Raw genomic sequence first — 13,859 nt, 5'->3', positions numbered from 1 at the left:
CTCCATTCCTTGAGGCTCGAAGGCGGCGTGTTATAGCCTGATCCTCCACCAGCGGCAACCTTATGCCCACGGCCCGGCCAGCGCAATCCGTGAAAAAACCCGTCATCCTGCTGCTGCGTGGCTACAAGCTGGCCATCAGTCCCCTGTTGGGCCAGCGCTGCCGCTTCTACCCCAGTTGTTCGAGCTACACCATGGAGGCGGTCGATCGATTCGGCGTGCTGCGCGGCGGCTGGCTGGGCGTGTGCCGCATCGCCCGCTGCCATCCGCTGCACCCGGGCGGGCCCGATCCGGTTCCGGAAACCTGGGAAGGCCGCAACGAGAAGAAAGAGGAATCGGAATGAGGGTTTGGACCATCGCCTTGGCCGCGATCGCCGCGCTGAGCTGCACCGCCGCCGCGAACGACCCGGCCCGGGTGGTTTTCCCCGAATCGGTGCAACAGGGCGCGATGGTGATCGGCAAGGTGCCCCCGGGCAGCGAGGTCGAATACGCCGGCCGGCGGCTGCGGGTGACGCCCTATGGCAGCGTGGTGCTCGGCATCGGCCGCGACGCCGCCGAACCCGCCGTGGTCAGCGTGCGCCGCCCCGACGGCAGCGTGCACGAGGCGCGCATCGCCGTGACCCCGCGCGACTGGCCGGTCGAGCGCGTCAGCGGCGTGCCGCCGCGCACCGTCGAGCCGCCGCCGGAAGTGGCCGCGCGCATCGCCCGCGAGGCCGCTCGCGTGCGCGAGGCACGCCTGCTCGACGATGCCCGTGCCGACTTCGCCAAACCCTTCATCCGGCCCGTGGAGGGCCGCATCAGCGGCCGCTTCGGCAACCAGCGCATCTACAACGGCAAGCCGGGCAGCCCGCATTCGGGCATGGACATCGCCGCGCCCACCGGCACTCCGGTGCTGGCCCCGGCCGCCGGCGTGGTCACGCTGGCCGACCCGGACCTCTACCTCACCGGCGGCACGCTGCTGATCGACCACGGCCACGGCATCAGCTCGAACTTCCTGCACCTCTCGCGCATCGACGTGAAACCGGGCGACCGGGTCGAGCAAGGCCAGGTGGTCGGCGCCGTCGGCGCGACGGGCCGCGCCACCGGCCCGCACCTGCACTGGGGCATGAACTGGTTCGAGGTGCGGATCGACCCGCTGCTCGTGCTCGAGCGCTAGCGGGCGCCGAGCCCTTCCGGGAGCGCCGTGTAGCCGCCGGCGACGCCCTTGGTGGCCACGGCCACGGCGTCGTGCGGGTGCAGGCTCTCGAGGTGGGAGACGCGCAGCCAGAAGTCGGCGATGCGCTCGTCCTTGCGCAGGGCCGACTGGATGCGGCGCGCGGCGTCCTCGCAGAACATCAGGTTCTGGCCGTTGAGCAGGGCGAAGGCCTGCTCGTCCACGCGCTTGACCGCGGTCTGCACCGGGGTCTTGAGGGCGTCCTCGATGCGGTCGATGGCCTCGACGATCGGGAAATCCTGGAAGCTCGGCACCAGGCGCAGCTTCACGTCGGCATGGCTGCGCTGGCTGTGCGGCGTGGCGCGGATGCCCTGCTCGCTGCCCAGCCAGGCCAGCACGGCCTCGCGGTCGAGCGCCTTGCCGGCGGCGAAATCGGCCTCGAACTGCTCCTGGATGAGCTGGCGCGCCAGCGCCGCCGAGCACGGACAGGTGCTCGAGTACGCGACCGACAGGCCCAGCTCGAGCGCGAAGTGGCCGCGGTCCATCACCGCGGTGATGGTCACCGGGTAGGCCTTCCAGCCGCTGTTGTCGCTGGCCAGGGCCTTGCGGCGCACCAGGTGCTCGAAACGCAGGCTCACCATCGCCCGGTCGGACAGGCCGGCATGGGAGTCGAGGAAGTCCTTGAGCAGGCGCCGCAGCGAGGCCGGGCTGGCCGGCTCGTTCGAGAGCATCTTGTCCACGTGCAGGTACAGGCGCGACATGTGGATGCCGCGCACGTCCGGCTGCGTGAGGTTCACGAAGGCGTTGACCTTGGCCACGCTGCGGCCACCGTCGCCGGCGAGCACGACGGGCATTTCAATCTCGCCCATGCCGACCCAGTCCAGGGCGCCGGCCAGCGCGGCGCGGGCCTCGTTGGCGATGTCGGGCAGGACGCGGGCGGTGTTTTCGTGGTTGCTGGGGGCCAAGGTGGCTCTCCTCGAAGGTGTCGCGGTCAAGGCTAGGTGGGGCGCGATGCAGGGTACGTCAAGGCGCGGGGGTTCCCGGCGCACGGGATGCAACGTTGCGTGTCAGGCGGCGGCGCGGGCCAGGCGCCAGGCGCGCAGCAGCGTGGCGAAGGGCCCGGGCGGGTCGAAACCGCGTCCGGCGGCCAGGCGCGCCAGTCGGGCGCGGTCGAAGCCGGTGCGCAGCCGACGATACAGCACCGGCTGGCGCGGCGCCGGCAGCGCGGCCAGCAGTTCGGCGGCCCAGTCGCGCAGCAGGGGCTCGCCCTTCCCGGCCGCGACCTGCGCGGCGGTCAGGCCGTGGCGGGCCAGCAGGTTCATCGGCAGCAGGGCCTGGTCGTCGGCCATGAGGCCATCGGGCAGGCGCTGCAGCAGCAGGTGCACGGCCACGGCGCGGGCGTCGTCCGGCGCGTGCGGCGCGTCGAATACGGCGGCTTCCACGCGCGCCAGCGCCAGCGACAGCGGCAACAGGCGGGCGATGGCCTGGCCGGCGTCGCCGGGCCGGCTGTCGTCGAGCGCCGTGTCGAGCAGGGCCTGCGCCAGCCCGGTCCAGTCGGCGGTGGTGCCGGCCAGCGGGCTGGTGACGGGATGGCGGCCGCGGCCGGCGGACAGGCCGGCCAGCTCTTCGGCCCACCACTGGCCCTTCACCTGGGCCACGCGCGGATCGCTGAGTTCGAAGCAGGCCTCGCGCAGCTCGTGCACCAGCGCGCCCCAGGCGCGGAAGCGCGGACGCAGCGCGGGCGCGCAGAAAACCTCGGCCTGGGCCATCTCCGGCTCGCGCCGGTGCCACTTGGCCACGAACTGGGCGATGGGCTCGTGCGGGGTGCTCACGGCAGCCACTCCAGCACCTCGGAAGCGTGCGCGGCCACGCGGTCGGCGCCCCAGCGATGCGGGTCGTCGCCGTCCTCGCGGTAGCCCCATAGCGCGGCGACGCTGGGCATGCCGGCGGCGCGGGCGGCCTCGATGTCGCGCAGGTCGTCGCCGACGTAGAGCGCGTCGCCCGGCGCGATGCCCAGCTGCGCGCAGGCGTGCAGCAGCGTGCCCGGGTCCGGCTTGCGCGTGGCCAGCGTGTCGCCGCCGACCAGCACGGCACAGCGCGTGCGCCAGCCGAAGCCCTCCACCACGCCGCGGGCCAGGCCCTCGGGTTTGTTGGTGACGATGCCCCAGCGCACGCCGCGCGCGTCCAGCGCCGCCAGCAGCGAATCGACGCCGTCGAAAATCACGCTCTCGTCGGCCAGGCCCTCGCCGTAGTAACGCAGGAACACCGGCAGCAGCGCTTCGCGCGCGGCCTCGTCGAAATCGGGGAAGGACACGGCCAGCATCGCGCGTCCGCCCTTCGAGACCACGGCACGCAGTCGCGCGTAGTCCACCGGCGGGCGGCCGTGGTCGGCCAGCACGCGGTTGGCGGCGCGGGCCAGGTCGGGCGCGCTGTCGACCAGGGTGCCGTCGAGGTCGAACAGCACCGCCACCGGCGGCTGGCCCATCAGGGTTTCACCGCGTGGGCGAGGTAGTTCACCGCGGTCGGGCCGCCCACCCAGGCCTTGCGCCGGATCGGGTCGTAGGCCAGGCCGCTGACGTCGTCCAGGCGCAGGCCGGCGCCGCGCAGCCAGGCGCCGAGTTCGGACGGACGGATGAACTGCTTGTAGTCGTGGGTGCCGCGCGGCAGCAGGCGCGCCACGTATTCGGCGCCGACGATGGCCAGCGCGAACGCGGCCGGCGTGCGGTTGAGCGTGGACAGGAACAGCTGGCCGCCGGGCTTGAGCAGGCGCGCGCAGGCGGCGAGCACCGCGGCCGGGTCGGGCACGTGCTCGAGCATTTCCATGCAGGTGACGACGTCGAATTGGCCGGGCAGCTCTTCGGCCAGGGCCTCGACCGGCTGCAGGCGGTAGTCGACCTGCAGGCCCGATTCGAGCAGGTGCAGCTTGGCCACGTCGATGAGCTCGGGCGAGAGGTCGAGCGCGGTGACCCGGGCACCGGCCGCGGCCATGGCCTCGCTGAGCAGGCCGCCGCCGCAGCCGACGTCGAGTGCGCGCAGCCCGGCCAGCGGGGCGCGCGCCTGCACGTAGCCCAGTCGCGCCGGGTTGAGTTCATGCAGCGGCCGCTGCGGGCCCTGCGGGTCCCACCAGCGGCTGGCGAGGGCGCCGAACTTGTCTAGCTCGGCCTGGCTGGCGTTGGCGTGGTTCATGCCCCACCCCGGATGGTGGCGATGCGTTCGCGCCAGCGCCTGGCCTTGGCGGCGATGGCGGCGGTGTCGATGTCGAGCAGGCGGCCGCCGGCGACGCGCGCCTTGCCGGCCACCCACACGTCGCCGACCTGGTGCCGGCCGACGGCGTAGACGATCTGCGAGAGCACGTGGTGCAGCGGCTGGGTCTCGAGCGGCGAGAGGTCGATGCAGGCCAGGTCGGCCTGCTTGCCCGGCTCAATCGAGCCCACCTGCTCGCCCAGGCCCATCGCGCGGGCGCCGCCCAGCGTGGCGGCGCGCAGCGCGCTGGCGGCGTCGAGCGCCGAGGCGTCGCCCGACACGCCCTTGGCCAGCAGCGCGGCCGTGCGCATCTCGCCGAACATGTCCAGGTCGTTGTTGCTCGCGCAGCCGTCGGTGCCGATGGCCAGGTTCACGCCGGCCTTCTGCAGCTTGGCCGTGGGGCAGAAGCCCGAGGCCAGCTTGAGGTTCGACTCCGGGCAGTGCACCACCGACACGCCGCGCTCGGCGCACAGCGCGATCTCGGCGTCGGTCAGGTCGGTCATGTGCACCGCCATCAGGCGGTCGTTGACCAGGCCCAGCCGGTCCAGCCGCGCCAGCTGGCGCATGCCGTGGGCCTTCATGGCCTCGGCGTTCTCGTGCGCGGTTTCGTGGATGTGGCAGTGCACGACCAGGTCGAGCTGGTCGGCCAGCATGCGCACGCGCTCGAAGGCGGCGTCGTTGACCGTGTAGGGCGCGTGCGGCACGAAGCACACCGACACCAGCTCGTGGCGGCGCCAGTTGTCCAGCACCTCCAGGCCCTTGTCGAAGTACTCGTCCTGGGTGCGGGCCCAGGCCGTGGGAAAATCGATGATCGGCAGGCCCACCAGGGCGCGGAAGCCAAGGCGCGCGTAGGTGCTGGCCTGCACGTCGGGGAAGAAGTAGTTCTCGGCGCAGGCGGTGGTGCCGCCGCGCAGCATCTCGGCCACGGCCAGCTCGATGCCGTCGGCGACGAACTCCGGCCCGATCACCTGCCCTTCCACCGGCCAGATGTGCTCCTGCAGCCAGGTCATCAGCGGCAGGTCGTCGGCGACGCCGCGCAGCAGGGTCATCGGATTGTGGCAGTGGGCGTTGACCAGGCCCGGGATGAGCACCGAGCCGGGGCGGGAGACCACCTCGGCGGCGCTGAAACGGGCCCGCGCCTCTTCCCGCGGCAGCACCGCCAGGATGCGGCCGCCCGAAACGGCGACCGCATGGTCGGCCAGCACCACGCCGTGGGGTTCGACCGGGACGACCCAGCCGGCCTCGATCAGCAGGTCGCAGGCCTGCGGCGCGGTGGCGGCCATCGGGTTACTTCACCCGCGAGACGTACTCGCCCGAGCGGGTGTCGACCTTGATGATTTCGTCCTGGTTGACGAACAGCGGCACGCGCACCACCGCGCCGGTCTCGAGCGTGGCCGGCTTGCCGCCGCCGCCCGAGGTGTCGCCGCGCAGGCCCGGGTCGGTCTCGACGATCTTGAGCTCGACGAAGTTCGGCGGCGTGACCTGGATCGGCGTGCCGTTCCAGAGCGTCACCACGCAGGGCTCCTCGCCCTTGAGCCACTTGGCGGCGTCGCCGACGCCGGTCTTGTCGGCCTGCACCTGCTCGAAGGTTTCCTGCTGCATGAAGTGCCAGTACTCGCCGTCGGCGTAGAGGAACTGCATGTCGGTGTCGACGACGTCGGCCGCCTCGAGCGAGTCGGTGGACTTCATGGTCACTTCCTGCACGCGGCCGCTCTTGATGTTGCGGTACTTCACGCGCGTGAAGGCCTGGCCCTTGCCCGGCTTGACGTACTCGGTATCGGTGATGACGCAGGGATCATTGTTGACGATGATCTTCATCCCGTTCTTGACGTCGTTCATGCCATAGCTGGCCATGCGGAGCTCCTGGGTGCTTGGCCACCCCGCGCGGGGCCTGGCCGGATACAATGGATAAGCCGCTTATGATAACCGCGCCCGCCCCCACTTCGCAGCCTGCCCCCGGCGCCGCGCCCGCGCGCTGGCAGCAGCTTTGGCGCGAGGCGGTGCGCGACCCGGCCGAACTGCTGGCCCTGCTTGGCTTGCCTGAACTCGCCGGGAGGGTCTCGGCCAGCGCCGAGGCCCAGTTCCCGCTGCGGGTGCCGCGCGGTTTCGTGGCGCGCATGCGCCCCGGCGACCCGCACGACCCGCTGCTGCGCCAGGTGCTGCCGCTCGACGAAGAAGACCGCCTCGTGCCCGGCTTCGGCCTCGACGCCGTGGGCGACCTGGCCGCCGGCGCCGGCACCGGCGTCATCCACAAATACGAAGGCCGCGTGCTGCTGGTGGCCACCGGCAGCTGCGCCGTGCACTGCCGCTACTGCTTCCGCCGCCACTATCCCTACGCCGAGCAGACCGCCGCCGCCGGCGGCTGGCGCGAGGCCCTGGACTACCTGGCCGGCGCGCCGGACGTCCGGGAAGTGCTGCTCTCGGGCGGCGACCCGCTGTCGCTGTCGACCGCCAAGCTGGCCGAGTTCACCCGCGAACTGGCCAAGCTGCCGCACATCCGTCGCCTGCGCCTGCACACCCGCCTGCCGGTGGTGCTGCCCGAGCGCGTCGACGCCGAACTGATGGCCTGGCTCGGCGGCCTGCCCTGGCCGGTGCTGATGGTGGTGCACGCCAACCATGGCAACGAAATCGACCCCGGCGTGGCCGCCGCCCTGGCCCGCCTGCGCGGCGCCGGGGTGCACCTGCTCAACCAGGCCGTGCTGCTGCGAGGGGTCAACGACGGGGTGGAGGCGCTGGCCGACCTGTCCGCGCGCCTGTTCGAGGCCGGGGTGCTGCCCTACTACCTGCACCAGCTCGACCGCGTCGCCGGCACGGCCCACTTCGAGGTGCCCGACGAGCAGGCCCGCGCCCTCGTGGCCGCCCTCGCCGCCCGCCTGCCGGGCTACCTGGTGCCGCGCCTGGTGCGCGAGGAGCCCGGGGCCCCCTCCAAGACGCCGCTATGAGACCAAGGCCGGATGTTGCCTCCGCCGGCATTCTGGTATTGTCTCAATCCCCCCGTGCAAGCCATTGATGCGTAAAGGAGTGCCCCTGGATGGCACAGCAGGACGCCGTGATCCGTCTGCTCCTGGTCGAGGACCGCCTGGAGGACGCCGAGCAACTCATCAGCCACCTCCGTAACGGCGGCATGGCGGTACGTCCGCAGCGCCCGGAATCCGAGGACGAACTGGTGCAGCTGCTTTCCGGGCAGAACATCGACATCGTGCTGGCTTCGTTCGAAGCCAAGTACCTGCCGCTGGCCACCGTGGTCGAGCGCGTCACCGCCACGGGCAAGGACATCCCGGTGATCAGCTCGGTCACCACGCTCGATGAAAAGACCACGCTGGCGGCGCTGGCCGCCGGCACCCGCGACGTGGTCATCCGCCATCGCGCCGAGCACGTGCAGGCGGTGGTCCGCGCTGAATTCGCCGCCCTCGGCGCCCGCCGCGGCCTGCGCCACCTCGAGGCCTCGCTGCGCGAAACCGAGCGCCGCTGCGACGCCCTGATCACGTCCTCGCGCGACCCGATCGCCTACGTGCACGAAGGCATGCACATCCGCGCCAACGACGCCTACCTGGAGATGTTCGGCTTCGAGGACTTCGAGGAGATCGAGGGCCTGACGGTGCTCGACCTGATCGCGCCCCAGCACGCCGACGACTTCCGCCAGCTGCTCAAGAAGATGAGCAAGGGCGAGGCGCCGCCGCGCCAGCTCGAGCTGCAGGCCCAGCGCACCGACGGCAGCGTGTTCGACGCGGTCATGGAGTTCACCCCGGCCACCTACGAGGGCGAGAACTGCCTGCAGATCGTCTTCCGCCAGCAGGTGGTGGACGCCGACATGGTCAAGGAGCTCGACACGCTGCGCCAGCGCGACCCGCTCACCGGCCTGTACAACCGCCAGTTCTTCATGACCGAGCTCGAGTCCGCCGTGGCCGCCGCCGCCGACGGCAAGACCGGCCAGGCCCTGCTGCTGGTCGAGCCGGACCACTACGACAACCTGATGGCCGAGGTCGGCCTGGCCGCGGCCGACGACCTGATCAAGGCCGTGGCCGAACGCCTTGCCGGCGCGCTGGACGCCGAAACGGTCGCCGCGCGCATGAGCGACCACGGCTTCGCCGTGCTGTGCCGCGCGCACGACCACAAGCAGAGCGAAGCCCAGGCCAACCGCATCCGCGAGGCCTTCAAGGGCCACATCGTCGAGCTCGGCGAGCGTTCGCTGAGCCTGAGCGTGAGCATCGGCGGCGTGCAGATCGGCGAGCGCATCGCCTCGGTCACCCAGGTCATGGCCAAGTCCGGCCAGTGCCTGGCCTCCTGCGAGAGCATGGGCGGCAACCGCGTCGAGATCTTCGACCCGGCCGCGCGCGACCGCGCCGAGGAAGAGCGCATCCAGGCCTGGGTGCAGCGCATCCGCGAGGCCCTGGTGGGCGACCAGTTCGTGCTGCACTACCAGCCGATCATCAGCCTCACCGGCGCCGAGGAAGAGAACTACGACGTCTACCTGCGCATGAAGGGCCCGGGCGGCGAAGTGATCCCGCCGATGACCTACCTGGCCATCGCCGAGGAGCACGGCCTGCTCGACGACATCGACCGCTGGGTGATCAGCCACGCCATCGCGGTCATCGCCGAGCGCAACAAGACCGGCAAGACCACCAACCTGTTCGTGAAGATCACCCCGGCCTCGCTGGTCGAGGGCGGCCTGGAGAACCACATCGCCGAACAGCTCAAGGCCCACGGCGTGGCCGGCGAGCGGCTGGTGCTGCAGATCCCGGAGTCGAAGGTCTTCACCCACCTCAAGTCGCTGCAGTCGTTCCAGAAGGCCGTGTCGGCCCTGGGCTGCCGGGTGGCGCTGGAGCAGTTCGGCACGGGCCTGAACTCCTTCCAGATGCTCACGCACTTCGACCCGGCGATCCTGAAGATCGACCGCAGCTTCATCGCCGACCTGGGCAAGAACGCCGAAGCGCAGAAGCAGGTGCGCGCCATCGTCGAGAAGGCCCACGCCGCCGGCAAGCTGGCCCTGGCCGAGTTCGTCTCGGACGCCAGCACCATGAGCGTGCTGTTCGGCATGGGCGTCGACTTCGTCGAGGGCAACTTCCTTGCCGCCCCCGGCCCCCAGATGAACTACGACTTCGGCTGAGCCCGCCCTTACAGGGTGGCGGGCATGTTGCGCAGGGCCTGGATGCGCTCCTCGAGCGGCGGGTGGGTCATGAACAGCTTGCGCAGGCCGTGGCCGACGCCACCGGAGATGCCGAAGGCGGCCACTTCGTTGGGCAGCGTGCTCTGGCCGTAGGTGCGCGAGAGCTTCTCGAGCGCGGCGATCATCTTCTCGCGGCCGGCCAGGCGGGCGCCGCCGGCGTCGGCGCGGAACTCGCGCCAGCGGCTGAACCACATCGCGATCACCGAGGCGATCATGCCGAAGATGATGTCGAGCACGATCACCGTGATGAAGTAGAACGGGCCCGTGCCGCCGTCGCGGTTGCCGCTCAGCGCCGCGTCGATGATGCGGCCGACCACGCGCGAGAGGAAGATCACGAAGGTGTTGAGCACGCCCTGGATCAGGGCCATGGTCACCATGTCGCCGTTGGCGACGTGGCTGACTTCATGCGCCAGCACCGCCTCGGCCTCGTCGCGGTCCATCGCCCGCAGCAGGCCGGTGGACACCGCCACCAGCGAGTTGTTGCGGCTCGGGCCGGTGGCGAAGGCATTGATCTCCGGGGCGTCGTAGATGCCCACCTCGGGCATGGCGATGCCGGCGGCCTGGGCCTGGCGCTGCACCGTGGCGTACAGCCAGGCCTCGCCCTCGTTGCGGGGCTGGGTGATCAGGTGCATGCCGGTGGTGCGCTTGGCCATCCACTTGGAGATGGACAGCGAGATGAAGGAACCACCGAAGCCGAACAGGGCCGCCATCAGCAGCAGGGCGCCGTTGTTGCCCAGGCGCACGCCGAAGACGTTTTCGAGCACGCTCATCACGATGCCGAGCAGCACCAGCACGGCGAGGTTGGTGGCGAGGAACAGGGCGACGCGCTTGAACATGGGGGATTCTCGTCTTTGGGCGGCCGCGCCGCCCCTCAGGCTCTAAATGTACGCAAGGCAGGTTAAATTCAAGTCGTGACCAGCCAACGACCCCGCGGACGCTTCGCGCCCTCGCCCACCGGACCCCTGCATTTCGGCTCGCTGGTGGCGGCCCTGGGCAGCTGGCTGTTCGCCCGGGCGGCGGGCGGCGACTGGCTGGTGCGCATCGAGGACCTCGACCCGCCCCGGGAAGTTCCCGGCGCCGCCGCCGGCCAGCTGGCCACCCTGGCCGCCTTCGGGCTGCTGCCCGACGAGCCGCCGGCGTTCCAGTCCACCCGCGGCGCACTGTATGCGCAGGCGCTGGCGACGCTGCTCGCCCGCGGGGACGCCTTGGAATGCCACTGCAGCCGCACCGACCTCGCCGCCGCCGGCGGCATCCACCGCGCCTGCGTGCCCGGGCGCCGGCGCCGCACGCCGGCCGTCCGCCTGCGCGTGCCCGACGTCCGCCTGGGCTTCGACGACCGCATCCAGGGCCACTACGAGCAGGACCTGGGCCGCGACGTCGGCGACGTGGTCCTGCGCCGCGCCGACGGCTGCTGGGCCTACCAGCTGGCGGTGGTGGTCGACGACGCGGCGCAGGGCATCACGGACGTGGTGCGCGGCGCCGACCTGCTCGACTCGACGCCGCGGCAGATCCTGCTGCAGCAGCGCCTGGGCCTGCCCACGCCCGCCTATGCGCACCTGCCGCTGGTGCGCGATGCCGAAGGCCGCAAGCTGGGCAAGTCGCTGGCCGCGCTGCCGGTGGACGCGGCCGACCCTCTGCCGGCGCTGCGCGCGGCCTGGGCCTTCCTCGGCCAGCCGCCCTCGGCCTGGCCGGAAGGCGCGCCAGGACTGGCGCTCGTGCGCGCGGTGGCGGCCTTCGACGCCCGCCGGGTGCCGCGCGAGGCGAACGCGCCCGTGCAGCCGGGGTGAAGGCCGTCGGGCCGCGGCTTGCATCGCACCCCCGCGTGCGGGATGCTCGCCAGCCTGCCCGCCTTCGCGAACTTCCGGTGCCCTGCATGTCGCATGTCCGCATCATCAAGAAGTACCCGAACCGCCGCCTCTACGACACCGACATCTCCAGCTACATCACGCTCGAGGACGTGCGCCAGCTGATCGTCGACGGCGAGTCGTTCGTGGTGCGCGACGCGCGCAGCGGCAACGACATCACCCGCGGCGTGCTGATGCAGATCATCGCCGAGCACGAGGAGCACGGGCAGCCGATCTTCACCACCGAGCTGCTCACCCAGGTGATCCGGTTCCGCGGCGATTCCATGCAGGGGTTCCTCGGCAGCTTCCTCGAACGCAGCCTGCAGTTCTTCCTCGAACAACAGCAGCAGGTGCGCGGACAGATCGGCCAGCTGGTCGGCCAGTCGGCGCCCTGGGCCCTGCTCAACCAGCTCACCGAGCGCAACCTCGAACTCTGGCGCTCGTTCCAGCAGGGCCTCAGCGGCAGCACCGGCGCCCCGCCGCCGCGCAAGCCCGGCCGGCCGCCGCGCACGCGCGCGCGCTGAGCGCGGCTCAGAGCTCGCGCACCACCCGGAAGCCCAGGCGGGCGTTGGTCGTGTCGGCCGGCGTCGACTGCCGGTAGGCCGAACGCGCGCGGTCGATCGAGCTGGCCCAGGACGCGCCGCGCACCACGCGCTCGGTGCAGCCCGGATTGACCCAGGCGCTGCCGTCGCGCGGCGCGCGCCGGTAGCTGTCGTGCCAGCAGTCGAGCACCCACTCCGAAACATTGCCCACCAGGTCGAAGGTGCCAAAACCCTCGGCCGGGAAGCTGCGCACCGGCGCGGGGCCCCAGTGGCCGTCGCTGTAACCGGGGATGGCGTTGGACCAGCGGCGCTTGATGCGCGACTGGTCGCCGTCGCCGGTGAGGTTGCCGACCACGCGCGTGGGCAGGCCGTCGCCCCAGGGCCAGGCTTCCTGGCGGCCGGCTCGCATGGCGTATTCGAACTCGGCTTCGCTGGGCAGGCGATAACGCTGTCCGGTCTGGGCGGAGAGCCAGGCGGCGTAGGCCTGCGCGTCCTCGAAGGCCACGTGCACCACCGGCAGGTTGGGCGCGGCCGGGCTGCCGGCGTAATCGCGGCGCCAGTCCACGCGCGAGTGCTCGCCCATCACGCCGCCGCGCTCGTCGTAGACGGTCGAGCGTCCGCGGCGCGTGGCCAGGCTGCGGTGGCCGGTGGCCTCGACGAAGGCGCGGAAATCAGCAACGGTGGCCTCGTTGCGGGCCATGGCGAAGCCGCGCCCGAAGGCCACCTCGTGCCGCGGACCCTCGTTCTCGGCGCGGCCGCGCTCGTCCTCGGGCGAGCCCATCAGGAAACTGCCGTGCGGCAGGACCACCATCTCGGGGCCTTCGCCGCCGCCGGCCAGCGGCTCGCGGAAGACCTGGCCCGGGCGGAAGTGGCCGTAGTGGCGCGCCAGCTCGATGCGCTCGCGCAGCGCGTCCAGGCCCTGGGCCTGCAGCGATACCTGCTCGGCCTCGGCGAGGCGGCGCCCGGCGAGCTCGAGGTCGAGCGCATCCACCGCCGCATGGCCCTGGGCCAGCAGCGTCTCGGTGCGCGCCTGTCGAAGTTCGACGATGCGCGCGAGCATGTCCTGCAGCGCCGCCGAACCGGGCAGGATGCGCCCGGCCTCGGCCTGCAGGCGCTCGGAGTCCGGATAGCGGCCTTCCTGCGCCGCGGCCAGGGCACGATCGAGATGGCGCGCCTGCAGTCGCGCCAGGCCATCCTGCGCGGGCAGGTAACCGGCGAACTCGGACAGGGCCTCGCGATACGCCGCCACGGCGCCCTGGCCCTCGGGCCGGAAGATGCGGTTGGCGGCCTCGCGTGCTTCGGCCAGCCGCACCTTTTCCTGGGCGCGGCGTGCCGCGCGCAGCGCCTCGCGGTAGGCGGCCAGCGCCTCGTTCGCGGGCTGGGCGCGGACGATGACGCGCTCCACCTGCTCGGCGTCCGCGAACCGGCCCTCGGCCAGCGCGGCGCGGCCCTGCGCCTCGAGCGCGGCCAGTACGCGGGCCACGCCCTCGAGCGCATCGGCCTGGGTGGCGTCGGCGGCCAGTACGCCGAGGTAGATTTCGAGTGCGCCGGGTTCGGGCGGGGCCGGTTCGGACGATTCGACTTCGCCAGTCGCCTCGGCCGGGGCGGCCAGCCAGCGGCCCTCCTTCTCGAGCGCCCCGGCCCGCGAGAGCGCCTTGCGCAGGCCGTTCGCCGGAATGGCTTCGATCACCGGCGTCCACGGCGGCACCTCGGCTTCGCTGGCTCGCGGCGCCAGCACCACCTCGGTTTGCACCAGTTCTTCGGGGTCGACGGAGGCCGCGGCCGGGCCCGGGCCGGCCTGGCCGGCATCGTCGCCGCCGCCGCAGCCCGCCACCAGCAGGGCGGCCAGCAGCCCGACCGGGAGGATTCGCGCATTCGTGGTCATGGGCTCGGGACGGGCGCCTGCCTGGCGT

General features: G+C 72.0%; 14 protein-coding genes. 6 read left to right on the top strand and 8 right to left on the bottom strand.

Going from position 1 to position 13,859, the window contains the following annotated elements:
* The first annotated feature begins 62 nt into the window (after nucleotides 1-62).
* Both yidD and ABS41_RS00360 read left to right on the top strand, forming a co-directional pair.
* Nucleotides 63-341 (top strand): membrane protein insertion efficiency factor YidD, encoded by a 279-nt coding sequence (yidD, locus tag ABS41_RS00365; RefSeq protein ID WP_290588793.1) that lies wholly within the window; start codon nucleotides 63-65, stop codon nucleotides 339-341.
* On the top strand, nucleotides 338-1,153 hold the full coding sequence (locus tag ABS41_RS00360) for a M23 family metallopeptidase (RefSeq protein WP_290588790.1): 816 nt from the start codon (nucleotides 338-340) through the stop codon (nucleotides 1,151-1,153). The genes yidD and ABS41_RS00360 overlap by 4 nt, the downstream gene beginning before the upstream one ends.
* On the opposite strand, the gene folE2 is transcribed toward ABS41_RS00360, so the two are convergent.
* From folE2 to efp, 6 genes are all read right to left on the bottom strand, one after another.
* Complete coding sequence (gene folE2, locus ABS41_RS00355; RefSeq protein WP_290588788.1) at nucleotides 1,150-2,115, bottom strand: GTP cyclohydrolase FolE2; 966 nt, start codon at nucleotides 2,113-2,115, stop codon at nucleotides 1,150-1,152. The two genes, ABS41_RS00360 and folE2, sit on opposite strands and share 4 nt — an antisense overlap.
* A gap of 102 nt (nucleotides 2,116-2,217) precedes the next feature.
* On the bottom strand, nucleotides 2,218-2,982 hold the full coding sequence (locus tag ABS41_RS00350) for a hypothetical protein (protein ID WP_290588785.1): 765 nt from the start codon (nucleotides 2,980-2,982) through the stop codon (nucleotides 2,218-2,220).
* Nucleotides 2,979-3,635: a phosphoglycolate phosphatase gene (gene gph, locus ABS41_RS00345; RefSeq protein ID WP_290588782.1), complete on the bottom strand. Its 657-nt coding sequence runs from the start codon at nucleotides 3,633-3,635 to the stop codon at nucleotides 2,979-2,981. The genes ABS41_RS00350 and gph overlap by 4 nt, the downstream gene beginning before the upstream one ends.
* Nucleotides 3,635-4,336, bottom strand: coding sequence for a bifunctional 2-polyprenyl-6-hydroxyphenol methylase/3-demethylubiquinol 3-O-methyltransferase UbiG (gene ubiG, locus ABS41_RS00340; RefSeq protein ID WP_290588779.1), 702 nt, complete (start codon nucleotides 4,334-4,336; stop codon nucleotides 3,635-3,637). Before ubiG ends, gph begins: the two co-directional genes overlap by 1 nt.
* The gene (locus tag ABS41_RS00335) at nucleotides 4,333-5,676 is read right to left on the bottom strand and encodes a TRZ/ATZ family hydrolase (protein ID WP_290588776.1); all 1,344 of its coding nucleotides are present in this window, start codon (nucleotides 5,674-5,676) and stop codon (nucleotides 4,333-4,335) included. The genes ubiG and ABS41_RS00335 overlap by 4 nt, the downstream gene beginning before the upstream one ends.
* Before the next feature lie 4 nt (nucleotides 5,677-5,680).
* The gene (gene efp, locus ABS41_RS00330; protein ID WP_290588773.1) at nucleotides 5,681-6,247 is read right to left on the bottom strand and encodes an elongation factor P; all 567 of its coding nucleotides are present in this window, start codon (nucleotides 6,245-6,247) and stop codon (nucleotides 5,681-5,683) included.
* A gap of 65 nt (nucleotides 6,248-6,312) precedes the next feature.
* On the opposite strand from efp, the gene epmB reads away from it, so the two are divergent.
* Together epmB and ABS41_RS00320 are read left to right on the top strand one after the other, a co-directional pair.
* Entirely contained in the window at nucleotides 6,313-7,335 is a 1,023-nt protein-coding gene (gene epmB / locus ABS41_RS00325; protein ID WP_290588770.1) for an EF-P beta-lysylation protein EpmB, read from the top strand.
* 89 nt (nucleotides 7,336-7,424) lie between these two features.
* Entirely contained in the window at nucleotides 7,425-9,500 is a 2,076-nt protein-coding gene (locus tag ABS41_RS00320; protein ID WP_290588766.1) for an EAL domain-containing protein, read from the top strand.
* 8 nt (nucleotides 9,501-9,508) lie between these two features.
* Here ABS41_RS00320 and htpX read toward each other — a convergent pair whose 3' ends face one another.
* Nucleotides 9,509-10,396, bottom strand: a complete 888-nt coding sequence (gene htpX, locus ABS41_RS00315) for a protease HtpX (RefSeq protein ID WP_290588763.1) — start codon at nucleotides 10,394-10,396, stop codon at nucleotides 9,509-9,511.
* A 75-nt stretch (nucleotides 10,397-10,471) separates the two neighbouring features.
* On the opposite strand from htpX, the gene gluQRS reads away from it, so the two are divergent.
* On the top strand, nucleotides 10,472-11,347 hold the full coding sequence (gene gluQRS / locus ABS41_RS00310; protein WP_290588760.1) for a tRNA glutamyl-Q(34) synthetase GluQRS: 876 nt from the start codon (nucleotides 10,472-10,474) through the stop codon (nucleotides 11,345-11,347).
* A gap of 86 nt (nucleotides 11,348-11,433) precedes the next feature.
* On the top strand, nucleotides 11,434-11,928 hold the full coding sequence (gene phaR / locus ABS41_RS00305) for a polyhydroxyalkanoate synthesis repressor PhaR (RefSeq protein ID WP_290588757.1): 495 nt from the start codon (nucleotides 11,434-11,436) through the stop codon (nucleotides 11,926-11,928).
* Between the two features lie 7 nt (nucleotides 11,929-11,935).
* On the opposite strand, the gene ABS41_RS00300 is transcribed toward phaR, so the two are convergent.
* Nucleotides 11,936-13,831 (bottom strand): formylglycine-generating enzyme family protein, encoded by a 1,896-nt coding sequence (locus ABS41_RS00300; protein ID WP_290588754.1) that lies wholly within the window; start codon nucleotides 13,829-13,831, stop codon nucleotides 11,936-11,938.
* Nucleotides 13,832-13,859 lie beyond the last annotated feature (28 nt).

This window comes from Arenimonas sp. SCN 70-307 (genome assembly GCF_001724815.1).
Lineage (GTDB): Bacteria > Pseudomonadota > Gammaproteobacteria > Xanthomonadales > Xanthomonadaceae > Arenimonas.
Note: the sequence above shows the minus strand (reverse complement) of the source record. Positions and strands in the feature narration are given on the sequence as shown.

Bases quoted from the DNA above. Each gene is read 5' to 3' on its own strand.
- yidD (WP_290588793.1), top strand. From the start codon at position 63: ATGCCCACGGCCCGGCCAGCGCAATCCGTGAAAAAACCCGTCATCCTG.
- ABS41_RS00360 (WP_290588790.1), top strand. From the start codon at position 338: ATGAGGGTTTGGACCATCGCCTTGGCCGCGATCGCCGCGCTGAGCTGC.
- gph (WP_290588782.1), bottom strand. From the start codon at position 3,635: ATGGGCCAGCCGCCGGTGGCGGTGCTGTTCGACCTCGACGGCACCCTG.
- ubiG (WP_290588779.1), bottom strand. From the start codon at position 4,336: ATGAACCACGCCAACGCCAGCCAGGCCGAGCTAGACAAGTTCGGCGCC.
- ABS41_RS00335 (WP_290588776.1), bottom strand. From the start codon at position 5,676: ATGGCCGCCACCGCGCCGCAGGCCTGCGACCTGCTGATCGAGGCCGGC.
- efp (WP_290588773.1), bottom strand. From the start codon at position 6,247: ATGGCCAGCTATGGCATGAACGACGTCAAGAACGGGATGAAGATCATC.
- epmB (WP_290588770.1), top strand. From the start codon at position 6,313: ATGATAACCGCGCCCGCCCCCACTTCGCAGCCTGCCCCCGGCGCCGCG.
- ABS41_RS00320 (WP_290588766.1), top strand. From the start codon at position 7,425: ATGGCACAGCAGGACGCCGTGATCCGTCTGCTCCTGGTCGAGGACCGC.
- htpX (WP_290588763.1), bottom strand. From the start codon at position 10,396: ATGTTCAAGCGCGTCGCCCTGTTCCTCGCCACCAACCTCGCCGTGCTG.
- phaR (WP_290588757.1), top strand. From the start codon at position 11,434: ATGTCGCATGTCCGCATCATCAAGAAGTACCCGAACCGCCGCCTCTAC.
- ABS41_RS00300 (WP_290588754.1), bottom strand. From the start codon at position 13,831: ATGACCACGAATGCGCGAATCCTCCCGGTCGGGCTGCTGGCCGCCCTG.